The 23,893-nt window shown below is 35.1% G+C and carries 22 protein-coding genes and 1 tRNA gene; 17 read left to right on the forward strand and 6 right to left on the reverse strand.

Annotation, left to right across the window (positions count from 1 at the left end):
- Positions 1 to 23 precede the first annotated feature (23 nt).
- The 11 genes from K0U91_RS11000 (at position 24) to K0U91_RS11050 (ending at position 13,556) form a co-directional block, all read left to right on the forward strand.
- Positions 24 to 1,274, forward strand: a complete 1,251-nt coding sequence (locus K0U91_RS11000) for a CinA family nicotinamide mononucleotide deamidase-related protein (protein ID WP_220179664.1) — start codon at positions 24 to 26, stop codon at positions 1,272 to 1,274.
- Between the two features lie 107 nt (positions 1,275 to 1,381).
- Positions 1,382 to 3,409 carry a M13 family metallopeptidase gene (locus K0U91_RS11005; protein ID WP_220179665.1) on the forward strand — a complete coding sequence of 676 codons (2,028 nt, stop codon included), beginning with the start codon at positions 1,382 to 1,384 and terminating at the stop codon, positions 3,407 to 3,409.
- 166 nt (positions 3,410 to 3,575) lie between these two features.
- The gene (locus K0U91_RS11010; protein ID WP_220179666.1) at positions 3,576 to 5,669 is read left to right on the forward strand and encodes a M13 family metallopeptidase; all 2,094 of its coding nucleotides are present in this window, start codon (positions 3,576 to 3,578) and stop codon (positions 5,667 to 5,669) included.
- A 238-nt stretch (positions 5,670 to 5,907) separates the two neighbouring features.
- Positions 5,908 to 6,354, forward strand: coding sequence for a type VI secretion system contractile sheath small subunit (locus K0U91_RS11015; protein WP_219971451.1), 447 nt, complete (start codon positions 5,908 to 5,910; stop codon positions 6,352 to 6,354).
- Between the two features lie 22 nt (positions 6,355 to 6,376).
- On the forward strand, positions 6,377 to 7,738 hold the full coding sequence (locus tag K0U91_RS11020) for a DUF5458 family protein (protein WP_219971453.1): 1,362 nt from the start codon (positions 6,377 to 6,379) through the stop codon (positions 7,736 to 7,738).
- 76 nt (positions 7,739 to 7,814) lie between these two features.
- Entirely contained in the window at positions 7,815 to 8,279 is a 465-nt protein-coding gene (locus K0U91_RS11025) for a hypothetical protein (RefSeq protein ID WP_220179667.1), read from the forward strand.
- Between the two features lie 32 nt (positions 8,280 to 8,311).
- Positions 8,312 to 9,358, forward strand: a complete 1,047-nt coding sequence (gene mutY / locus K0U91_RS11030; RefSeq protein ID WP_220179668.1) for an A/G-specific adenine glycosylase — start codon at positions 8,312 to 8,314, stop codon at positions 9,356 to 9,358.
- A 111-nt stretch (positions 9,359 to 9,469) separates the two neighbouring features.
- Positions 9,470 to 10,027, forward strand: coding sequence for a gliding motility lipoprotein GldD (gldD, locus tag K0U91_RS11035; protein ID WP_220179669.1), 558 nt, complete (start codon positions 9,470 to 9,472; stop codon positions 10,025 to 10,027).
- A 68-nt stretch (positions 10,028 to 10,095) separates the two neighbouring features.
- Positions 10,096 to 11,016, forward strand: a complete 921-nt coding sequence (locus K0U91_RS11040; RefSeq protein WP_219971458.1) for a PfkB family carbohydrate kinase — start codon at positions 10,096 to 10,098, stop codon at positions 11,014 to 11,016.
- A 91-nt stretch (positions 11,017 to 11,107) separates the two neighbouring features.
- Positions 11,108 to 12,475: a peptidylprolyl isomerase gene (locus K0U91_RS11045; RefSeq protein ID WP_219971459.1), complete on the forward strand. Its 1,368-nt coding sequence runs from the start codon at positions 11,108 to 11,110 to the stop codon at positions 12,473 to 12,475.
- Between the two features lie 91 nt (positions 12,476 to 12,566).
- Positions 12,567 to 13,556, forward strand: coding sequence for an NAD(P)H-dependent flavin oxidoreductase (locus K0U91_RS11050; protein ID WP_258561866.1), 990 nt, complete (start codon positions 12,567 to 12,569; stop codon positions 13,554 to 13,556).
- A 105-nt stretch (positions 13,557 to 13,661) separates the two neighbouring features.
- On the opposite strand, the gene K0U91_RS11055 is transcribed toward K0U91_RS11050, so the two are convergent.
- Positions 13,662 to 14,279 (reverse strand): HD domain-containing protein, encoded by a 618-nt coding sequence (locus K0U91_RS11055; RefSeq protein ID WP_220179670.1) that lies wholly within the window; start codon positions 14,277 to 14,279, stop codon positions 13,662 to 13,664.
- Between the two features lie 21 nt (positions 14,280 to 14,300).
- A complete protein-coding gene (locus K0U91_RS11060; protein ID WP_220179671.1) occupies positions 14,301 to 14,600 on the reverse strand; it encodes a rhodanese-like domain-containing protein in 300 nt (99 codons plus the stop codon).
- Positions 14,601 to 14,708: 108 nt separating this feature from the next.
- Here K0U91_RS11060 and queG point away from each other — a divergent pair, with 108 nt between their 5' ends.
- From queG to K0U91_RS11075, 3 genes are all read left to right on the forward strand, one after another.
- Positions 14,709 to 15,656: a tRNA epoxyqueuosine(34) reductase QueG gene (queG, locus tag K0U91_RS11065; RefSeq protein ID WP_219971462.1), complete on the forward strand. Its 948-nt coding sequence runs from the start codon at positions 14,709 to 14,711 to the stop codon at positions 15,654 to 15,656.
- 355 nt (positions 15,657 to 16,011) lie between these two features.
- Positions 16,012 to 16,695 carry a TIGR02117 family protein gene (locus K0U91_RS11070; RefSeq protein WP_220179672.1) on the forward strand — a complete coding sequence of 228 codons (684 nt, stop codon included), beginning with the start codon at positions 16,012 to 16,014 and terminating at the stop codon, positions 16,693 to 16,695.
- Between the two features lie 447 nt (positions 16,696 to 17,142).
- Entirely contained in the window at positions 17,143 to 18,606 is a 1,464-nt protein-coding gene (locus tag K0U91_RS11075; protein ID WP_219971466.1) for an OmpA family protein, read from the forward strand.
- A 76-nt stretch (positions 18,607 to 18,682) separates the two neighbouring features.
- Here the strand turns inward: K0U91_RS11075 and xth are convergent, their stop codons facing one another.
- Positions 18,683 to 19,453 (reverse strand): exodeoxyribonuclease III, encoded by a 771-nt coding sequence (gene xth, locus K0U91_RS11080; RefSeq protein WP_220179673.1) that lies wholly within the window; start codon positions 19,451 to 19,453, stop codon positions 18,683 to 18,685.
- 277 nt (positions 19,454 to 19,730) lie between these two features.
- On the opposite strand from xth, the gene K0U91_RS11085 reads away from it, so the two are divergent.
- The gene (locus K0U91_RS11085) at positions 19,731 to 20,153 is read left to right on the forward strand and encodes a hypothetical protein (protein ID WP_220179674.1); all 423 of its coding nucleotides are present in this window, start codon (positions 19,731 to 19,733) and stop codon (positions 20,151 to 20,153) included.
- 72 nt (positions 20,154 to 20,225) lie between these two features.
- Here K0U91_RS11085 and K0U91_RS11090 read toward each other — a convergent pair.
- A tRNA-Leu gene (locus tag K0U91_RS11090) sits at positions 20,226 to 20,307 on the reverse strand.
- Between the two features lie 68 nt (positions 20,308 to 20,375).
- Positions 20,376 to 21,143, reverse strand: coding sequence for an MBL fold metallo-hydrolase (locus K0U91_RS11095; protein ID WP_220179675.1), 768 nt, complete (start codon positions 21,141 to 21,143; stop codon positions 20,376 to 20,378).
- A gap of 54 nt (positions 21,144 to 21,197) precedes the next feature.
- Between K0U91_RS11095 and K0U91_RS11100 the strand changes: the two genes are divergently transcribed.
- Both K0U91_RS11100 and K0U91_RS11105 read left to right on the forward strand, forming a co-directional pair.
- The gene (locus K0U91_RS11100) at positions 21,198 to 22,625 is read left to right on the forward strand and encodes a TonB-dependent receptor (RefSeq protein WP_219971471.1); all 1,428 of its coding nucleotides are present in this window, start codon (positions 21,198 to 21,200) and stop codon (positions 22,623 to 22,625) included.
- A 13-nt stretch (positions 22,626 to 22,638) separates the two neighbouring features.
- Positions 22,639 to 23,088, forward strand: a complete 450-nt coding sequence (locus K0U91_RS11105) for a GAF domain-containing protein (protein WP_115950968.1) — start codon at positions 22,639 to 22,641, stop codon at positions 23,086 to 23,088.
- 70 nt (positions 23,089 to 23,158) lie between these two features.
- On the opposite strand, the gene K0U91_RS11110 is transcribed toward K0U91_RS11105, so the two are convergent.
- Complete coding sequence (locus tag K0U91_RS11110) at positions 23,159 to 23,887, reverse strand: ABC transporter substrate-binding protein (protein ID WP_220179676.1); 729 nt, start codon at positions 23,885 to 23,887, stop codon at positions 23,159 to 23,161.
- Positions 23,888 to 23,893 lie beyond the last annotated feature (6 nt).

Here is a 23,893-nt window from a genome sequence, read left to right on the forward strand (position 1 = left end):
TTTTTCTCTCAAAAATCAAAAGTATGCAAAACGCAGTTCTTATCACCATTGGTGACGAAATTCTTTCTGGAAATACCGTTGATACCAATTCAAATTTCATTGCTACGGAGCTCAAAAATATAGGAATAAAAGTTGTACAGATTTTCACCATTTCAGACGAGATTGAAATTATCAAAAATACATTGAAATCTGCCTTTGAATTGGGCAATTTGGTTATTACTACAGGCGGTTTAGGACCAACAAGAGATGATAAAACCAAGAAAGCTTTAGCCGAGTTTTTTGATGACGAAATTGCTTTGGATGATGTCACTTTTAAACATCTTAGATCATACATGGAAAAACGAGGCCGCATCGAAATCTTAGAAAGAAACCGCGAGCAGGCTTTCGTGCCTACAAAATCCAAAGTTTTTCAAAATCATTACGGCACTGCACCTTGTATGATGATGGAACAGGACGGGAAATTATCTTTTAGTTTACCCGGTGTGCCTTATGAAGTAAAGCCTTTGATTAAAGATCAGATTGTTCCTTTTTTAAAAGATAAATTTAACCTGAATTTTATTACAACGAGAATTGTTTCTGTAGTGGGTATTCCAGAGAGCATTTTAGCAGACCAAATTGAAAACTGGGAGTTGTCTTTGCCTGAAAACCTTGCCCTTTCATATCTTCCAGTCGGAACAAGAGTGAAATTGAGGTTGACTGCAACGGGAACAGATGATAATGTATTGCAAAGCCAGTTAGAAGAAGAAATTCAAAAATTGATTCCGATCATCGGAGATAATATCATAGCTACCTCAGAAGATAAAATTGAAAAGATTTTAGGCGAAATTCTAAGCCGAAAAAAGCTTACGATTTCAATGGCAGAAAGCTGTACCGGCGGACAGTTATCGCTTCTGTTAACTGCAATTCCCGGGAGTTCAAAATATTTTTTCGGAGGCGTCGTTGCGTACGAAACTCAGAAAAAAATCGACCTTTTGAACGTTTCCGAAAGTTCAGTAGAACGCTTTACAGTTGTGAGCGAAGAGGTCTCAAGTGAAATGGCTAAAGGCTGTCAGAATTTATTTAAAACGGATATTGCACTTTCCACTACAGGAGTTGCCGGCCCCGGAAAAGGAGAAGATGGTAAAGAAGTTGGTCTGGTTTATTATACGATCAGAGTCAAAAATGAATCTGAAACTTTCAAACTATTTCTCCCGCATCTGGAAAGACAGGATTTTATTTATTTTGTCTCTCAGAAAATCATTCAGGATTTGGTAGGAATTTTAATTCGAAAATAAAAAAAATAAATTATTATTTTTTTGAAAAATCCGATTCATAAAATAAATTAACTTTCTCGTAACAAAATTTAAATTAAATATACATATTATATAAAATTATTATTAGAATGAAAAAATTAACTCTTTCTTTGGCTTTATTAGCTGGGATAGGTTCACAAACAGTGAACGCACAAGCTACAGATAAAGGTCTGGATCTTAGCTTGATGGATAAATCAGTTCGTCCACAAGATGATTTTTACAATTATGTGAGCGGAACTTGGATGAAAACTGCTAAAATTCCTTCTGATAAACCAACTTGGGGAAGCTTCAACAAACTGGCTGATGATACAGACAACAGTTCGATGACGATTTTAAATTCTCTTCTGAAAGACAAATTTGCAGACGGAAGTGAAGGTAAAAAAATCCAGGATCTGTACGCAACGTACATGAATATGGAGAAAAGAAATGCAGACGGAATCAAACCTATTCAGGCAAACATCAACAAAATTGATGCAATTAAGACTCTTGCAGATCTTCAGAATTATTTTATTTCTGTAACGAAAGACGGAGAAAATACATTGTACGGATGGGGAATTGATGCAGATCTTAAAGATTCTAAGATGAATGCTGTCTACTTAGGCAATGCATCTTTAGGTTTAGGAAGAGATTATTACCAAAAGGTAAACGAAAAAAATACAGAAGCTCTTGCTGAATATCAAAAATATGTAGCTTCAATGTTGACAGAATTGGGCTATAAAAATGCTGATGCAGCTGCAAAAGGTATCGTAGATTACGAGAAAAGTATTGCGAAAACTTATCTTACCAACGAGCAGAGCCGTGATAATACGCTTCAGTACAACCCAAGAACAATGGCTGAGCTTAAGACATTGGTAAAAGGTGTTGATATTCCTGCTTATCTTAAAAAAGTAGGAGTAAATACTGATAAAGTGATCATCGGAGAAATTGGATACTACAAAGATTTCGACAAATTGGTGAGCGCTCAGAATCTTCCTGTAATTAAGGATTATTTGAAATTCCACATGATTCACGGAAGTGCTTCTTACTTAAGTGAAAAACTGGGAGACATGAGATTCGCTTTCTACGGAAAATATCTTAGAGGTCAGCAAGAGCAGAGAGCTTTAAACAAGAGAGGATATGAATTGATCAACGGATCTTTGGGTGAAGCTTTCGGTAAATTGTACGTTGAAAAATATTTCCCTGCTGAAGCTAAAGCTCAGATGGTTGAGTTGATCGATTATTTAAAGAAAAGTTTTGCAGTTCATATCAATAATTTAGCTTGGATGTCTTCTACAACGAAGGTAAAAGCAACAGAAAAGCTGAATAAATTTACTGTGAAAGTTGCTTATCCGGATAAATGGAAAGATTATTCAAAATTAAATGTGGTTTCTGAAGCAAAAGGAGGGAATTTATATTCAAACCTTCAGAACCTTTCAGAATGGCAATACAATAAAGATTTAGCTAAAATCGGACAACCGGTTGATAAATCTGAATGGGGAATGACTCCACAGACTGTAAACGCTTATTATAATCCGGTAAATAACGAGATTGTTTTCCCTGCTGCTATTCTTCAGCCGCCTTTCTTTAATCCTAAAGCTGATGCTGCAGTGAATTTTGGAGGAATTGGCGCAGTAATCGGTCACGAAATGAGCCATGGGTTTGATGATTCTGGAGCACAGTTTGATGCGGAGGGTAATTTGGTTGACTGGTGGACGCCGGAAGATAAAGCCAACTTCGAAAAGGCAACAAAGGCTTTGGCAGGTCAATATGACAAATATGAGCCGGTTAAAGGAACTTTCGTCAACGGAACTTTTACAAACGGAGAAAATATTGCTGACCTTGGTGGTGTAAATATCGCTTATGATGCTTTGCAGATGTATTTAAAAGATAAAGGAAATCCAGGTGTAATCAGTGGTTATACTCAGGATCAGAGATTCTTCTTAAGCTGGGCAACCGTTTGGAGAACTTTATCAAGCGAAAAATATATGGTAAACCAAGTAAAAACAGATCCGCACTCTCCTGGTTACTTCAGAAGTTTCGGACCGTTAACCAACGTTGATGCTTTCTACAAAGCATTTGATGTAAAACCTGGTGACAAATTATACAAAAAACCGGAAGACAGAATTAAAATCTGGTAATCAATATCACAACCGTTCAGAAATGAGCGGTTTTTTTATGAATACAAATAATTTAAAATCAACAACTAACAACTAATAACCAACAACTAACAACTAAAGCAATCATTCTTATTTAACATAAATTCATATATTTGATCAAACTGAATTACAATTTAAACTTATTAGAATGAAAAAGATAAATATTGCGGTACTTGCATTTTCAGGTATTGTATTTTTAAATTCTTGCGGAACAACAAAAACTATGGAAGCTCCTAAAACCGAAACAGCAGTGGTAGCAGAAGAACCTGTGAAACAGGAAGTAAAAGAAGAAGGAATCAATCTTTCTTATATAGACAAAACGGTTCGTCTACAGGATGATTTCTTTAATTACGTCAACGGAAATTGGGTGAAAACCACCCAGATCCCGTCTGATAAAGCAAGTTGGGGGTCTTTCAATGCACTGAGAGAGAATGTAGATGACGCTTCTTTAAGTATTTTAAATAAAATTATAACGGAGAAGTATGGGGAAGGTTCCGAAGGTCAGAAAATACAAAATCTGTATGCCTCATTTATGGATGTCAGCAAAAGAAATGCGGACGGTTTAAATCCTATTAAAGGAGATCTTGCAAAAATTGATGCCATCAAAAATGTGAACGATCTGCAGAAATATCTTTTAGAAGCAACAAGATTGGGTGACAATTCCCTTTATGGCTGGAGAGTAAGTGCAGACCTGAAAAATTCTAAGATGAATGCGGTATATTTGGGTGGTCCTGATCTTGGTTTAGGGAGAGATTATTACCAGAAAGTAAATGATGCCAACACCAAAACTTTAGCGGAATATCAGAAATACGTAGCACAGCTATTCGGCGTTTTAGGATACAAAAATTCTGATGCTGCAGCAAAAAATATTGTTGATTTTGAAAAACAGCTCGCCAGCTATTTATTGACACTAGAGCAAAACAGAGATGCGAATTTAAGATACAATCCTAAAAACGTGTCTGAATTGCCTGGATTGGTAAAAAATGTAAATCTTGCAAAATATCTGAATGAGGCAGGTGTAAATACTGATAAAGTGATTGTTGGTGAGATGAAATATTACCAGAATATGGATCAGATCATCAATCAGAAAAATATTCCATTATTGAAAGATTATCTTAAATATCATGTCATCAATGGAAACGCAAGCAACCTGGGTGAAAGTTTAGACAATATCCGCTTCGATTTTTATTCTAAATATCTTCAGGGTCAAAAAGAACAGCGAGCGATGGATAAGAGAGGTTTAGCTTTGGTAAACGGAGTTCTTGGCGAAGCTTTCGGTAAATTGTATGTGGATGAATATTTCACTCCGGAATCTAAACAGCAAATGGAAATCTACATCGATTACATTTTAAAATCATTTAAAAACCACATCGCTGAAATGGATTGGATGTCTCCGGAAACCAAGGTAAAGGCTCAGGAAAAACTCTCCAAATTCACAGTCAAAATCGCCTATCCCGATCAGTGGAAAGATTATTCTAAATTAAAAGTAGAAGCTCCGGCTCAAGGTGCGACTTTATATTCAAACTTACAGAATGTTTCTGCATGGCAGTATGAAAAAAGTCTTGAAAAAGTAGGAAAACCAGTCGATAAAACAGAGTGGGGAATGTCTCCTCAAACAGTTAATGCCTATTACAGCGGTTCAAACAACGAAATCGTTTTTCCTGCCGCGATTCTTCAGCCACCTTTTTACAATCCTAAAGCGGATGCGGCTGTTAATTTTGGCGGCATAGGTGCTGTAATCGGTCACGAGATTTCCCATGGTTTTGATGACAGCGGCTCAAGATTCGATGGTGACGGAAATCTGAATAACTGGTGGACCGAGCAGGATCGTAAGAATTTTGACGCAAAAGTGGCGCAGCTTGCAGCTCAGTACAATGCTTACGAACCGGTAAAGGGAAGTTTCGTTAACGGCAAATTCACAAGCGGAGAAAATATCGGTGATTTAGGTGGAGTAGCCGTGGCTTATGACGCACTTCAAATGTATTTAAAAGATAAAGGAAATCCGGGATTGATCAGCGGATTCAATCAGGATCAGAGATTTTTCTTAAGCTGGGCTACAGTCTGGAGAACGAAATCTACCGATCAGTACATGATGAATCAGGTGAAAACTGATCCGCATTCACCGGGATATTTCAGAGCATTCGGTCCTTTGGTTAATCAGGACAGCTTTATAAAAGCCTTTGATATCAAACCCGGAGATAAGCTGTATAAAGCTCCGGAAGAGAGAATTAAAATCTGGTAAAAAATTATTAAATCCTTAATATCTAAAACGCATCTTTTGGTGCGTTTTTTTATTTAATTTTCATAGCTTAGTGATTGCAAAATAGGATTTCATATTTCATTATCAATGATAAATTGATTTATTTAAAGAAAAATCTTTACAAAATTTTGTATGTTACAGTTTTTTTATAAATTTAAACAATGGATTGGTCAATATTTTGCTAATCCAAACCAAATCAACAATCTCAAAAAATAATAATATGGCAATGTTTAATTATGGTGTTGGCGGAAACGAAGTTAAGGTAGACGCTAATGAAGCTATTCAGGAAATTCAGGAAAACAAATCACTCATCGTAAGCCAGCTTACAACTGATGAAACGTATGTTCCTGAAATCGTAACAGGACTGAAAACTGTTGACGATGTTTTCAGGCATTTTCAACCCTCTGTCGCCGTACAGCATGAGACAGAAGATGGGAATGTAGTAGAAGAAGAATTTCGTTTTCAGAATCTTGCAGACTTCACGCCCAAAAATCTTGTTCAGAAATCAGACTATCTTCAGAAGCTCAGCATGGAGCAGGAGCAGTACAATAAAATTGTACGCCAGTTGAAAACCAATAAAATTCTGCGTAATATGCTTGAAAATGAGCACTCCAGAGCTGCTTTTATAGAAGCATTAAAGGACGTGGCACAAGAACTTGAAAAATAATTAAATACCTACACAAAATATCATGGATAGCAAATTACAGGCAGCAGAAAGCCAACAGCATAATCAACAGCAGCAGACAGGCAAACCAAAAGGAAATCCTGTAGAAGAATTAAATAAAATCGGAGGCTTTGGCTTTATTGAATCTGTCGTAGACGGAATCGCCAATATGAATCCCACCAGAAAAGCAAGAAAAGAAATTTTCCTGAACGACGCCAATAAATCTGAGGAGAGAAAAGAACTGCTTCAGAAAATCAATCTCTGGGTTGAGCTTTTAAGCACCAATGAGCCTGCAGAAAAAATGGCTGAAACGTGTAAAAATAAAGCACAACAAGCAGAGCAAAATCTTAAATTAAACCTGAAAAACAGTTTGGATGCCATTCGTCAGTTAGAAACTTCTTACAGAACGGTGGCTCAGTTTTATAAAAATACCGAATTAGATAAGGTAGACAACGTTAGTATTGTTAATGCAACATTAGAGCAAGTTTCAGATTTAGATAATCCTTTATTTATTGACGCAGTTGCAGAAGAATTTAAGCAGTATTATGACCGTTTAGATTTGAGAGATAACTATTCCATCCTTGCGATTCCCGGATATTTAGGCTCAAACAAAGTGATTGAAAAGTGGGCGAAAATCTGTAACGAAAACAAAGTAATGATGGTTACCGATTTTGCCAATCTTGATAAACCGGATGACGTAGTAGACTTATTCCATTCAGCAAATCTTACAGGCGGTGAACTTCACAGAAGTAATGTTATCATGACGTGTAACTGGTTAATTGGAAGAGGAAAAGCTGAAGAAGTAGGTGAAGAAGAAAACGTAGAGCTTCCGCCGTCCACTTCATTGGCAGGAAAAATCCATAAAACTTTAATGTCTCAGGTTGCTGCCGGTAAAAAGCACGGTAATATCAACGAAGTAGATGCCGTAAAATTTGAACTGAAAAAAAGCGAGATCTCTCAATTAGAAAAAATGGGTCTTGTTCCGATGGTCAACGAATATGGTAAAATAATGGCATTTTCTGCCAAAACGTTGTTTACTGGTGATAATATTGGTCTTCAAACGTACTCAGTAGTCCGTGTCTTTGATTATGTAACCAAAGTTTTATTAGACTTCCTGAACCGAAGAGCTTTTGAAAACTGGAATGCCAAAAATGAAGATGACTTGAGAAAGCAGATTGTTACGTTCTTAGATGGCATCAAAGGAGCTGATAAATTAATTGAAAAATTCAAAATTGTTCGATTTGAGCAGGATAAAGTAAATAAAGACAGAGTCTGGCTGGATATTCGTCTGACACCTTATTTCCCAACTAAAAGTTTTGTTATTAAGCTTGACGGTCACAAAGGAGACGATGGTAACGAGTGGGATGCTGAATATATTCAGGATTAATTCTCTCCGACAAAAATATAAACCGATGCGTCAAAACATCGGTTTTTTTCTGTACATTAATTATAAAAAGAATGTGATGAAAAAAGGTATATTGATTTTATCATTTACAGGATTACTATTTTCAGGCTGCGAAAAAAAATATGAGCGTCCCGACCAATATAATGTTGATCTTTTCCAAAACGAGCGTGGAGCAAACAAAGCATATGTAATGAATAAAGAAGAGTCTTTTGAGGCCAGTACATTGGTTTTGGGTACGTCAGATCTTGCTCTTACAGACAGTTCAAAAGGTCGCGGTAAAAGTTTTTTTATTTATAAAATTAAATCAGGTGAGGTTTTGAAAACCACTCGAGATTCTGTGGTGAATTTTCCGCTCAGGTTTATATCAAATCAGAAATTACAGTTTAAAAAAGAAAATAATGATTCAGTGTATGTTTACTTAGAAACTTTGAAAGGGTATAAAATGATCGGCGAAGAATTAAACATCAAATATCAATGGCTGAAGGCGGCGCCGATATATAAATTTGAGAACCAGCAGAAATAATTACCTTTGTATTCATAAAATCAGCCACTTTTTTGGATAATAACAATAGAAAATCAGACTTTCTTCATATCGGAACCCAACTTTTGAAGTGGTATGATAAGAATGCACGAGATTTACCTTTCAGAAGTACAAAAGATCCCTATAAAATCTGGATTTGCGAGATCGTTTTCCAGCAGACACGCATCGCTCAGGGACTCAACCATTACAATAATTTTATCAAAAGATTTCCCGATGTACAAACTTTAGCAGATGCTAAAGAAGATGAAGTTTTGCTCTATTGGAAAGGTTTAGGTTATTATTCCAGAGCCATTAATATTCATAAAGCTGCGCAACAGATCATCAATGATTATGATGGAATTTTTCCTTCTGAATATGACGAAATTTTAAAATTAAAAGGAGTCGGCAAATATACGGCAGCTGCAGTTTCAAGTATTTGTTTTGATGGTAAAATTCCCGCTGTTGACGGAAATTTCTACCGGGTTCTGAGCCGGGTTTTTGCGGATGATTTTGATGTTTCCAATTCGAAAGCTTTTAATTATTTTTCAGAATTGGCACATTTGATCATGCCGGAAAATGTGGGAGATTTTAATCAGGCGATGATGGATCTTGGTTCTGAAATCTGCAAACCCAGAAATCCGCTTTGTGGAGAATGTCCTTTAAATAAGGATTGTTTGGCATTTTCATTAAACAAAATTTCAAAATTTCCTGTAAAAACAAAGAAAGTAAAAGCGACAGATTTAGAATTAAAATACTATTTCGTTCACAGAAACGGAGAATTTTTAATTCAACAAAGAAAAGATGACTTCATCTGGAAAAAACTATTTGAATTTCCGCTTGAAATTTCAGATGAATTAATTCCTTTCATTAAGAGTGCCAAAACTATCAATCACAAACTGACCCACAAAAATTTATTTATAAAAATATTTAATGTTGAAGTAGATTCAGAACAGGCCTGGAAAAATTTTACTTTTCAAAATGATTACATGATCACCAATGTTGAAAATTCGCATGAAAGGTCGTTTCCGAAACCTTTGGAAAATTATATTCAAAATTATGAGGTGGCATATAAGTTTTTATAATAATACAAAACAGGGAATTATAATTCAAAACTCGTTGAAATGCTGAAATTTGTGTCCTAAAATATAAAACGCAAGTTCTACCAAGTCAAATGTAATTTGTATTTTTGCAAAATGATTAGAAAAGTCATTTTTATTTTTACTTCATTGCTTCTGATATCTTGTGAGAAAGAGACTCAACCGAAACCTTATGGCGAGCTGAGATTAGAATATCCCATACCAAAATATCAGAAATTTGAGAAAAACTGTTCATATACTTTTGAATATTCAGATTTTGCCACTATCGCAGATGCAAAAAAGCCATGCTGGTATTATATGAACTATCCGAAGATGAAAGCGAAAATCTTTTTAACCTATTACCCGGTACAGGGTGATTTTGCAGATCATGTGAAAGAAGCGGAGAAGATGGTATATGAGCATACTATCAAAGCAAGTTCAATTGATGCAAAATCTTTTCAATACCCGGAAAGAAAAGTTTATGGAAATTTTTATGAACTGAAAGGGCAGAGTGCTTCTAATCTTCAGTTTTACGCTACAGACAGTACAAAACATTTTGTAACTGCTTATTTATATTTTGACACCAGACCAAAGCCCGATTCTCTGGCACCGGCAGTTGATTATATCAAAAAAGATATCATGCACATGCTGGATACTTTTGAATGGAAAAATTAGAACTTTAACAAAATACATATGGCATCGTAAGATTCCATATGACCATTAAAAAAAATATAAAAATACATATGAAACTTTTAGTTGTAGGAAGTGTTGCATTCGACGCAATAGAAACACCATTTGGTAAAACAGACAAAATTTTAGGAGGAGCTGCCACATATATTGGAATCACTGCATCAGTGATGGGAGTAAAATCCGGGATTGTTTCTGTTGTAGGAGGTGATTTTCCGCAGGAGCATTTAGATATGTTTTCGAAAAGAGATATCAACATTGAAGGACTGGAGATCGTGAAAGAAGGAAAAACTTTTTTCTGGTCCGGGAAATACCATAATGACTTAAATACAAGAGATACACTGGCAACTGAGGTGAATGTTCTCGAGAATTTCGACCCTAAAATTCCTCAATCTATGCAAGATGCAGAGATTTTGTTACTAGGGAATCTTCATCCCGGTGTTCAATTATCAGTTCTTGAAAAAATGAATCAGCGTCCTCAACTGGTAATTTTGGACACTATGAATTTCTGGATGGATTCTGCAATGGATATTTTGATAGATATGATTGCTAAAACTGACGTGATCAGCATCAATGATGAAGAGGCAAGACAACTTTCCGGTGAGTATTCTTTGGTGAAAGCAGCGAAAAAGATTCATACCATGGGTCCCAAGTTTGTCATCATCAAAAAAGGAGAGCACGGTGCCATTCTTTTCCACGATGATAAAATATTTGCGATACCGGCACTTCCGTTAGAAGAGGTATTCGATCCGACGGGTGCAGGAGATACTTTTGCAGGAGGTTTTGCAGCTTATCTGGCTAAAAAAGGAACGTTCGATTTTGAAACAATGAAGTCTGCATTGATTGTAGGTTCTGCGATGGCTTCTTTCACCGTAGAAAAATTCGGGACAGAAAGAATTGAAGAAGTTACCGAAGCTGATATGCATGCAAGACTAAAGCAATTCAAAGAATTAACAACTTTTGATGTGAAGCTATAATAATTAGAGCTTTTTTAAGAAATATTTATAATAAAAAATTGAGTGTAATTCGTTAAGAATTCTAAATTTGCAACTCGTTTAAAATAGTAAAATGATAAATAAATTAAAAATCGCTTTTCTTTTTGGGATTTTTGCTGTGTTGTTTTCAACAAAAGTAAATGCTCAGCTAAAGCAAGGTCAGTTGATAGACGGTATTGCGGCTGTGATCGGCGATGAAATTGTTCTGGAATCTGACGTGGATGAGCAGATGAATTATGCAAAACAGCAGGGTGCAGGAGCCGCAGATAAATGTGATTTCCTGGAAAATCTGATCAATAACAAATTTCTAGTTTTTGAAGCTAAAAAAGATACGCTGATTGAAAACCGTTCTGCCGCGATCAAAGAACAGGCAAATGCAAAATACAGCCAGCTGCTTTCTCAGTTTCCTGACGAAAAATCAATGTTAACGGCTTATAAATTCAGAACCGGGTATGAAATGAAAAATGCTATCGAAAAAATAGATACAGATACCTATTACGGACAAGCAAAATACCAACGAATTACAGAAAAAGCTGACGTTACACCAAATGAAGTGACAGATTTTTATAATTTATACAAATCTCAGTTACCTGAAATAAAAGATGAGGTTTCTCTTTCACAAATTGTAATGAATCCGAAATTGACTGAAGCTCACAAGGATGAATTGATCAATAAACTGAAAAAAATCAAGCAGGATATTGCGGGAGGAGAAAGTTTTGAAAGCCAGGCAAGAATATATTCTGAAGATCCGGGTTCTGCACCCAACGGTGGTCTGATGAAAAATGTTTATAAGGGTCAGATGGTAAAACCTTTTGAAGCAGCTGCTTTAAATTTACAGGAAGGTGAAATTTCAGATCCTGTGGAGTCAGAGTTTGGATACCACATTATTCAGCTGGTGAAAAAATCAGGAAAAGTGTATGATGCAAGACACATTCTTTTGATGGCAACGCCTACGGTTGAAGAAATTACCACAGCCAAAAAAAAATTAGACAGTATCAGAGGATTGATCTTAGCGGAGAAAATAACTTTTAAAGATGCTTCATTTAAATTTTCTGATGATAAAAGAACAAAATTCAACGCCGGAGTTATTCCCGGAGCAGATGGTTCAAATAAAATTGAAAGAGAAAGTATTCCGGGAACGATCAGTTATGAATTGGCTGGTTTAAACAAAGGTGATATCACTACAGCTTTCGATGACGAAGACGAAAGAAAAAGAAAAGTCGTAAAGATTGTGAAAATTGAAGACGTGATACCTTCCCATCAAATTACATTAGAAACTGATTACGACAGAATTAAACAGATGGCGCTCAATAAGAAGAGAAACGAGATGATTGAAAAATATGTCAGTTCAAAAATTTCAACCACCTTTATTTCCATCGACGGTCGATATGACACTTGTAAATTCAAAGGAAACTGGAAAAAAGAATCCATCAAAAAATAAAATCAAAACCTTCAGAAATCTGGAGGTTTTTTTTTATGCAAAAATCTTTCGCAGTATCTTTTAGATTCTATGTTTTTAGTATTTTTACAGTATGAGCAATTTTATAGATTTCAATTCGGCAAAAAAACTTCACGAGATGCAGGAAAGCAAAAATAGAATTTCAGAACTTTTTGATATCAAGTACCCCATTATTCAGGCGGGTATGATCTGGCATTCTGGTTGGAGATTGGCTTCTGCCGTTTCCAATTGTGGCGGTTTAGGATTAATTGGTGCAGGAAGTATGTATCCGGATGTTTTGCGAGAGAATATTCAGAAATGCAGAAAAGCGACAGACAAGCCTTTTGGGGTGAATGTACCCATGCTGTATCCGAATTTGGATGAGGTGATTAAGATTATTCTGGAAGAACGCGTAAAAATCGTTTTTACATCTGCCGGAAATCCCAAAACTTACACAGAAGCATTACAGAAAGAAGGATTAAAAGTAGCTCATGTAGTCTCGTCTACTAAGTTTGCCATAAAATGTGAAGATGCCGGAGTAGATGCTGTCGTAGCTGAAGGGTTTGAAGCCGGAGGTCACAACGGAAGAGATGAAACTACCACATTCTGTCTTATTCCGAATGTTAAAAAACATATCTCGAAGCCGCTTATCGCAGCTGGCGGAATTGCTTTAGGTTCTCAGATGAAAGCTGCGATGATATTAGGTGCTGACGGCGTTCAAATCGGAAGTCGTTTTGCTGCCACCATTGAAGCAAGCGCCCATGAAAACTGGAAAAGAAAAATTACCGAACTGAATGAAGGTGACACCCATTTAACTTTAAAAGAATTAGCTCCTGTAAGATTGGTTAAAAATAAATTCTTCAATGAATTGGAAGATATCTATAACGTTGGCCGAAATTCTGAATCATTGATTGCCGCTCTGGGAAGAGCAAGAGCAAAAAAAGGAATGTTTGAAGGTGATATGGAAGAGGGTGAACTTGAAATCGGACAGGTCTCAGCTTTGATTGATGAGGTGCTGTCTGTGGAAGCGGTTTTTGCCAATCTTTTGAAAGAGTTTGAAGAAACAAAAATGCCCAAATTCTGAAATTTGGAAAGCCAAAAAATCTCCTTCTCTGGAGTGTGGCAAAAATTCAAAGAATTTTTGCTGTATGATTAAACATATCTATTGTTAAGGAAAAACTTTTAAGATTTACAAACTTTTTAACTCAAGCTCAATATTTCTCCTCGCCTGAGTTTCATACTTCTCCCTAAAATATTCAGTTTTAAAAATACCTTCCAGCTCCAGAAAATGCTGTAAAACTTTCTTTCTCTCTGGTTTATAAAGAAAATCAGGATAAATGGAATATTCTTTCCTGATCTCCTTTGTGTAATTTAGATAGGATTGAGAATTTTTTCCAAGTATGGATAAATCGGCATCCAGTAAATAATTAATGTCAACATTTTCAGATTTTTGATGAGATTTCGTTGCTAAAATCTGTTTTGTAACTTCTGCAGTTACAGTCTCGTTTACATCTATTTGTTGAAGTCTGCATTCTGCAAAATCTGCGCTTTTTTCTTCATTCAGTTTTGATGTTGCATCATAAATTATATCATGATAAAAAACTGAAAATGAGATTGTATCAAAATTCAAAATTTTATCTTTTACCAATTCCAGTTCAGAAAACATATTTTCCAAATGAATTAGAGTATGATAATGTCTTCCTTTTCCAGAATATTTTTTTTCAATTTCTGTCCAAAGATGATCAGTTAAAGTATCGTTATCAAAAAATAGGAGACAAAGGCTTGTGAAATTTTCTTTCAGACCCATGATATTAAAATAAAAAGGAACTTAAAAAGTTCCTTGATTTGCTTCTAAATGTGCCTTTAATTCAGACCATCCGCCACCGTTATAACCTTCCTTCAAACCCTCAGATTGAAGAAGGTCTAGAGCTTTGCCGCTTCTGTTTCCGCTTCTGCAAAATAAAACTACAGGCTTCGTAATAGACAAAATTTCTTCTTTTCTATCTTCTACTTCACCTAGAGGTATATTTTGGGCACCATCTATATGTCCGTCCATTTCAAGCTCCATAGGCTCGCGAACATCGATTAAATGGTAATTTCCTGATTTTAAAACTTCTGCTAATGACATAATATTTGATTTATTTTAAAGTTAATGATTAAATGGAGCATGAAAAATTTCAAGACTCCCAAATCCTAACAAATTTATAAAATAATCTTAGTTTTGCAATGTAAAATTATGAATTCAACTGCCGAAAAATATTCTCAATTGATAAAAGCTAAAGCTAAAAGTTTTGGTTTTCAGGATTGTGGAATTTCCAAAGCAGATTTTTTGGAAGAAGATGCTCATCATCTGGAAAGCTGGCTGAATAATAATTACCATGGCGAAATGAAATATATGGAAAATCATTTTGACAAACGCCTGGATCCCAGATTATTGGTAGAAGGCTCGAAATCGGTGATTTCTCTTTCTTATAATTATTTCCCTGAAGAGAAAATTTCAGCTTTAGACAATTTTAAAATTTCAAAGTATGCCTATGCAGAAGATTATCATGAGGTTATAAAAGATATTCTTCGTGAGCTTGTTTTGGAGCTACACCAGGAAATCGGCGATTTTGCATTTAGAGTTTTTGTAGATTCTGCACCGGTTATGGAACGGAGCTGGGCTAAAAAATCAGGCATCGGCTGGGTTGGGAAAAATTCTAATTTAATTACCAAGCAAAGCGGCTCGTTTTACTTTTTGGCCGAGATAATCTGTGATTTAGATTTAATTCCGGATCATGCAGCGAGAGATCACTGCGGAAGCTGCACAAAATGTATTGACGCTTGCCCTACAGATGCCATTGTTTCTGATAAAATAGTTGATGGGAGTAAATGTATTTCTTATGCCACGATAGAGCTTAAAGATCAGATTCCTGATTATTTTAAAGACAAAATGGAAGACTGGATGTTCGGCTGTGATATTTGCCAGGATGTCTGCCCTTGGAATCGTTTTTCTTCGCCAAATCTTCAGACAAAGTTTAAACCTAATGAATTATTAAAAAATTTCAAAAAAGGTGAATGGAAAGAATTGACTCAAGAACTGTTTGTGGAAATATTCAGAAAGTCACCAGTAAAGCGAACTAAATTTGCGGGTTTGAAGAGAAATATTGAATTTTTAGACCGGTCTTCAGAAAAATTGAAGTAAAATGTAACGGTGGAAATATCTATTCGGAAATTTTAGTTTCCAAAAAATAGAGAGGATAATTTACCATCTTTAAAATTGTATTTTAAAGAAATTAAAGATTTAACCGGTAAAAATGTAAAAAGCCTTTCCTACAAAGAAAACCGACTTTTAAAAAAACGTCATCTTAAAAAAATCAACGTTTTTTCTGAGTTCTTTTAGGCGCTGTTTTTACTCTTAATTTAAATCTCTTTTGGGATTTCTGGTTTTTGTGCATATTTGTGAGAGTTTGTTGACTAAATTTACTGATATTTCAGAATAAAACAAATACTTTTACGAAAAATTCATTATTAAATTTTATTCATTGACAATCAAAAATATGAGTTTCAAAATTATATTGATCTACGTTTTAAAATCGCTGGGAATAATTATCGGAATAATTGTACTGTATGCAGTTTTGGGATTTTTACTTCCTTTCATCGAAGTTTCTGCAAAAGATGATAATGAGAAAAAAGAAATTCCAATTTATATTTATACCAATGGAGTTCACACAGATATTGTAATGCCTGTAAAGAACGAGCTTCAGGATTGGAGTGCTAAAATTCCATTTTCAAATACAACTTCTAAAAATACTGACTACAATTATGTAGGAATAGGATGGGGTGACAAAGGTTTTTATCTTGATACACCGACATGGGCAGACCTGAAATTTTCTACTGCCGTGAAAGCCGCATTTTGGCTGAGCGAATCTGCGATGCACACCTCGTTTTATAAAACAATGACAGAAGCCTCAGATTGCAAAAAAATAATGATCAGCAAAACGCAGTATCAGAATTTGGTAAAATTTGTTGATGCTAAATTTGATAAAGATCAGAATGGAAACTATATTTTAGTTCCTACCAATGCTGTCTACAGTGATAATGATGCTTTTTACGACGCAAAAGGACGTTACAGCTTTCTTGATACCTGTAATACCTGGGCGAATAATGCTTTAAAATCAGCCGGGCAAAAAGCAGCACTCTGGACACCTACTGACTACGGTATCTTCATCCATTACAAGTAATCTTTTGAGAATTCTTTGATTAACATTTTAGAAAAGCCCAAATATGAATATAGTTAGACGAAAGAGAAAGCAAATGAGGCTCTTAAATTGTAAAATAAATTTGAATACTATTTATCATCATCAGGAGCAATAATTCAAATAATCTAAAACATGATTGTTGTCATTTTATAAAAAATATCTATATCGTCTTATTTATGCGAATAGTTTATTAAGTTTCACAAAGCGAGCTTTTTACATCAGTAAAAAGCTTTTATTTTTTAATTGAATTTAACATTTCAACTATTTAAATGTTCATTGTTCATATTTTGGTATGCATGTTGCAAGTACGATTGCACGTATGATAATTTCTCATAGCAGAATATCACGAATGTCTGATATTTTCAGAGGAATAGAGTAGCAATACTTAATATTTAAATCTTAACTATTAAACAATTAAAAAAATAATATATGAAACTAAGTTTAGCAATTTTTTCATTAGCTCTTGCTATGCCTGCTTCAATCATGGCACAAGACAGTTTGCAGGTATCATCTACCGGTGAATATCCAAACACATTTAGTTCTGGTTCTGCCAATGTAAGCCCTTTCACTCAACAATCTAAAAGATTTAATGATTGGTCTGTATCTTTTGGTGCAGGTGTACCTTTGGTGCAGTCTGCAGATCTTACATCAATCAAAAATGGTAACGGTAAAAATCTTATCGGTTATTCTGCTTATGTAAGTATTGATAAGGCAATTACGCATGCATTTGGTATTAATCTACAGTATGACCGTGGAGAAACTAGACAGGGATGGTTTAACACAAAAGATGCCGCTCCCGCTAATGCATCAATAAACAGACAAGAAGGTGCAAGAACACAGTATGATGCGATCTCAATTTTAGGAGATATTAACTTTTCTAATTTAATGAGACGTGTAGATAATAAATCTCCTTACAGATGGGCATTACATGGTTATGCTGGTATAGGTGCAATGGCGTACAAAGCTTATTTGAAAGATGAGTTCGGACAAAGATTAATGACAGAAATCAAACCTTTCAAAACGCAGTCGTTCTTCGGACAGGCTGGTGCAGGTTTGAAATACAAAATCAATAACAGATTAGACCTTGAAGGTAGAGTAATGTATGTGGTGACCACAGATGATCATTTTGATGGAGGTGGACAGCAGTACAGTGATATCAATAGAAGAGAAGATCAGGTATCAGATAATTTCTTCAATGCAACTTTAGGATTATCTGTAAAGTTAGGAAAGCATGAGTCGCACTTGATGTGGCATGACCCTTTGCAGGAAATCTATTATAAATTGGATGTTCTGGCAGAGAAAAATCAGGATATTGATGTTTGTAAAGCTGGTGATGCAGATAACGATGGAGTTTGTGACGATTGGGACAGACAACTGGATACTCCTGCTGGTGCAAGAGTTGACGGAGCAGGTGTTGCATTGGATGTTGATCTAGACGGAGTAATCGATTTATACGATAAGTGTGTAACTGTTCCAGGACCGGTAGAAAACAATGGTTGTCCTACCACTACAACATCTAGTAATTCAGGGACTGTAACAGAAGCTGAAACAAAATTAGACGGAATCGAATTTGATTTAAATTCAGACAGAATTTTACCTTCAAATACACCAATTCTTAATAATGCCGTTAACTATATCAATACATCAAACGGTGCTTTTACAGTTATCGGAACTACAGATACCAGAGGTTCTGAGGCTTACAATCAGAATTTATCTGAAAAAAGAGCAAACAGCGTAAAGGATTATCTTGTCAAAAATGGAGTAGAGTCTACAAAGCTAGATGCATTGGGAAGAGGAAAAAAAGATTTGAAATATCCTGAATGTGATCCTGCTACTAAGTGTCCTGAATGGAAAAACAGAGCTAACAGAAGGGTTTATTTTGAAGCTAAATAATAAGGCTTTTAATTATATAAACAAATACAGTCACGCAATTGCGTGACTGTATTTGTTTATAACAGTTGCGTTTTAATCATTTCAGTTCGATCCATGTTGGAGCATGATCACTGCTTTTATCCCAGCCCCGTACGTATTTATCAACTCCGGCATTCAATAAATCAGCAGACAGGTAAGGACTCAGCAAAATATGATCAAGCCTTATCCCGGCATTCCGGTCGTAAGCATGGTAAAGGTAATCCCAAAACGTAAAGATCTGCTCGTTGGGGAAAATCTTTCTCAAAGAGTCCGTCCATCCTTTTTTCTGCATATCCTGAAAGGCTTTTCTTACTTCTTGTCTATATAACGCATCGTTCTCCCATTTTTCAGGTTTATAAACATCTATTTCGGAAGGTATAATATTAAAATCACCAATAAGAATTGCAGGAAGTTCCATTTTAATGAGCTGGTTGGTTCTTTTTTTAAACCGCTTGATCCATGAAAGTTTATAATCGAACTTAGGTCCCGGGTAAGGATTGCCGTTGGGAAGGTAAAGACAGCAAATCACTTTTTGATCAATAATTGCTTCAATATATCGGCTTTGAAAATCTTCTGCATCACCCGGGAGAGTATTCTGCACCTCCTGTATTTCATGATTTTTTGAAAGAATAGCTACTCCGTTCCAACTTTTTTGCCCCTTCCATATTGCATGGTAACCTGCCGCATTGATTTCATCTACAGGAAATTTTTCCTGTGGACATTTTAGTTCCTGCAGACACACGATATCTGGTTTTGATTCTTTAAGCCATCGTAGCAAAACAGGAAGTCTACCGTTGACTCCATTAACGTTATAAGTTGCTATTTTCATATTTGATTTTCCAATTGTTGAATATAATACATCCGACAAAGATTATTCCACAGCAATAAAAAATTGAAAGGATAATTACAAGTGATTTATAAAATGAAATTTATTTATCATCCGCCAAACTTTATGATTGTTTATGGTTTTTACATTTATTTGATTTGATTAAAAAAATCAAAATAATGGGATTTGAAATAGTTTGTAAAAATTCATATTTTTTCCTTTCGAAATAAACCTTGTGGCATAAATTCTGTAATACAAGCACAAAATCAAAAATAAAACTATGGATACGATCAATGTAAAGGTAGCTTTTTGCACGCAATGTAAAGGATATTATGCAGCAACTTCAGTTAGAAAAGAAGATAATAACCACCCTGAAATAATTGATCATTATTTTTATCATGGTGAACCGCACTTTACATTAAACAGTCGCTTATTTGATAAAAATACCCAATATTTAAATACTGACATCCGTATTATTAAATTATCTGAACATCAAGTATCAGATCATCAACATTGCTGTTGCCTAAAGGAAATAAAAACATTAAAAACTGTTACAAAAAAAACCCCACAGAAAGATAGCAAAACTGAAATAAACCCTGAGAAATCTGAAATAGAATCTGATGTGTACTTCAAAGATTTATATTATACGTATGATAACTTTCATGGCTTTACAAGACCAGTAAGCCGTTCTATTTCAGCTTAAGATTAAATACTGTTTTCACAAAAAAATTAAATAAAAAAACCTCTGAGATCTATTGATATCAGAGGTTTTCAGTACCCGGTACCAGAATCGAACTGGTACATCTTGCGATACTAGAGTTTGAGTCTAGCGCGTCTACCAATTCCGCCAACCGGGCTTACTTTAAATTGGTGTGCAAATATAGAAACTTTTTTTAATCTTCAAAAACTTTTTATACACTTTTCTCTAAAATTCTATTTCCAAACCATCGTATGCAAGGTGCATTCCTTGGGGAAGTAACTTATCTTCAACTTCATGCAGCCCAAAGTGGTGGCTGATATGGGTTAAAAATAATTTCTTAGGTTTTAGTTCTTCAAATAATTTAATCACGTCTGGTAAAACAAAATGAGCAGGATGCGGATCAAACTTTCGGATACAGTTTAGAACCAACACATCTAAATTTTGTAATTTCTCCTTTTCAGTTTCAGAAATAAAACCGGCATCTGTAATATAAGCTACGTTTTTAAATTTATATCCAAAAACTGTTATTTTGTAATGTAAGACCTCAACAGGAGTGATTTCTAGACCTAAAACTTCAAATGGTTTATTGTCAATTGTATGTAAATCAAAAGCAGGAGCTCCCGGATATCTTTCATCTGCAAATGCATAGGGAAAACGCCCTTTGACTTCATTTCCAACTCTTTCGCTGCAATATAGCGGCATGTTTTTTCCACTTTTGAAAATCAGGGGGCGCATATCGTCAAGACCTATCACATGATCGTTATGTTCATGCGTAAGAAGAGCGATGTCAATATGATTTTCATTGTTGATCAGCATCTGCTGTCTGAAATCGGGACCGCAGTCGATGAGAATTTTTTTATTTTCATCGGTTGTTACCATTACAGATGCTCTGAAACGATTGTCTTTCGGATTTTGGGACAGACAGACCTCGCAGGTGCAGCCAATTACTGGGACGCCTTGAGAAGTTCCGGTTCCTAAAAATTTCAACTTCATTTTGTTTTGAGGTTGGTTTAATTTTGGTAAATTTACGAAAAATTTAATGTCCTAATGTATCAGAAACTAACTCCTAAACAAAAAGCATTAACAATAAATCTTGATCCTACTATTTATGGTACTTTCGCAGAAATCGGAGCAGGACAGGAAACTGTGCGACACTTTTTTAGAGCAGGAGGAGCTTCCGGTACAATTGCTAAGGCCATGTCTGCATATGATAAAGACTTTAGTGATGCAATCTACGGAAAGGAGGTAAGAAACCGATATGTGACCCAAAACAGACTTCGAAAAATGCTTCGGTACGAAGTTGCACTGATTGAAGAAAGGATTTCCAGAGAAAACAGCCCGAACAGAAAATTTTTTTCCTATGCCAATACCGTTACTACTATTAATTTTGATAAAACCGTAAAAGGCCACGGCTGGGTAGGAATTCGTTTTCAGATCAAGGAAAATGAAGATTACAATGAGGTGGTGATTCATGTAAAATTCAAAGAAAATGATGCTACTTTGCAGCAGGAAACCCTTGGTAATTTAGGTGTTAATCTTATTTTTGGTGCATTTACTTATTTTGATAACCCGAGAAGGCTGATTGAATCTTTGTATGATGATGTAGCTACAGACAATCTGGAGATTGATATGATCGATTTTAGCGGTCCTGCTTTTGCTTATGTCGACAACAGATTGATGTCTTTGCAGTTGGTTAAGAATAATATGACCGATGCAGTGATTTTTAATTCTGAAGGTAATAATATGCTTCCGGCAGATGTTTTATACAAAAAAAATATTTTTGCCGTTAGAGGAAGTTTCAGGCCGGTAACAAAAGTAAATATTGATATGCTCCGCAATGGAATGGATATGTTTCTGAAAGATGCTATCTGTACACAGGAAGAAACGGAAGTTCTCATTGAAATTACCATCTCAAACCTTCGTGCAGACGGAGATATTGATGAGAGGGATTTCCTCGACAGAGTAGATGTACTTGGTAAATTAGGGTATACGGTAATCATTTCTAATTTCTCAGAATATTACAGGCTGATCGACTATTTCTCTCACTATACGAATGGCGACATTGGTGTCGCGATGGGTGTAAACAATATGTTGATGGTATTTGATGAAAAATATTATAAAGACTTGTCTGGTGGAATTTTGGAAGCATTCGGTAAGTTTTTCCGTAATGGAATGAGAGTCTATCTGTATCCTTACAAAGATCCCGAAACCCACGAATTATTAGATTCTGATAACCTTAAAGTGGAAGAAAGTCTGAAAGAATTGTATAAATATTTCAAGCTCAACAACCGTATTGTAGACATAAAAAATTATAATCCGGAGTTTTTGGAGATTTATTCAAGAGAAATACTGAGAAAAATAGCCTGCAATATAAGCGGCTGGGAAAATCAGGTACCGGATGGTGTGGCTGAGATGATAAAAGAAAGAGGAATGTTCGGTTACAAACAGGAGCTTTCTCTAAAACAATTTTCTTAAAACAAATTATAAAATGTCTGAATTAAAAAAAAGACTTTCGTCTATTCTTGAAAGTCCAAAACATAATACCGAAGAGAAACTTGAAAAAGTTTGTCATTTGCTGGATCAGGAAATTTCGTATTTCAACTGGACTGGTTTTTATTTCAAAAACGGAGATAAAGATGAGTTAAAGTTAGGTCCTTACGTTGGTGCAGAAACCGATCACATTATTATTCCTTACGGAAAAGGGATTTGCGGACAGGTTGCAGTTTCAAACGAAACATTCATCGTACCTGATGTGCATTTGCAGGATAATTATTTGAGCTGTTCAATTGATACGAAAGCTGAAATTGTAGTTCCTATTTTCAAAAACGGTGAAAATATCGGTCAGATCGACATAGATTCTCACACCATCGATCCTTTCACAAAAGAAGATTTAGAATTGCTGGAATGGCTTTGTAATGAAGTTTCCAAGATTTTATAATTTTAAAATTTAAAATACATCAACTCTGACGAAAATCAGAGTTTTTTTATGCTTAAATATTCAATAAAACTTAATGATTAAATTCAGAAATCAATTGCTTAAAATAATCCTCGCATTTCGCAATATGCGTTCCGTACCAGGAAAACGCTTCTCCATCAACGATGATTATTTTTTTTTCAGGATAAAACTCTTTAAGTTCTTCGATATGTTTCTCTTTAAAAGGAAAAGGTTCTGACGAAAGCATGATGACATCCGCTTCTGCTAGATCTTCAACCTGAATTTCAGGATAACGGGTTTGATTCTTAAATATATTTTCAAAACCTATTTCCGAAAGAATATGATGAATAAAAGTATCTGAACCAACCGTCATATAAGGATTTTTCCAGATCAGATAAGCTGCTTTTATTTTAGAATTTATTTTTGCCTTATTGAGAACTTCATATATTTTTAGATTGAAAATCTGTGCTCTTTCTTCTTTATTAAAAAGTAAGCCTAAATTTTTAACCAAATAATAATTATCTTCAATCGTTTCGGTATTGTAAACAATCACTTTAAAATGCTGCATCAATTCGTCAACCTGTTCTTTGACGTTTTCTTCTTTATTTGCTAAAATCAAATCGGGTTTTAAAGCTTTTATTTTCTCAATATTCAGGTTTTTTGTTCCACCGATAATTTCTGCATTTTTTACTTTTTCTTCCGGATGAATGCAGAATTTGGTTCTTCCGATAACCTCTTTTTCGGTTAATCCCAAGTCAAATAAGGCTTCAGTGATCGAAGGTACAAGAGAAATGACTTTCATTATTTT

Source organism: Chryseobacterium sp. LJ668 (genome assembly GCF_019613955.1).
Lineage (GTDB): Bacteria > Bacteroidota > Bacteroidia > Flavobacteriales > Weeksellaceae > Chryseobacterium.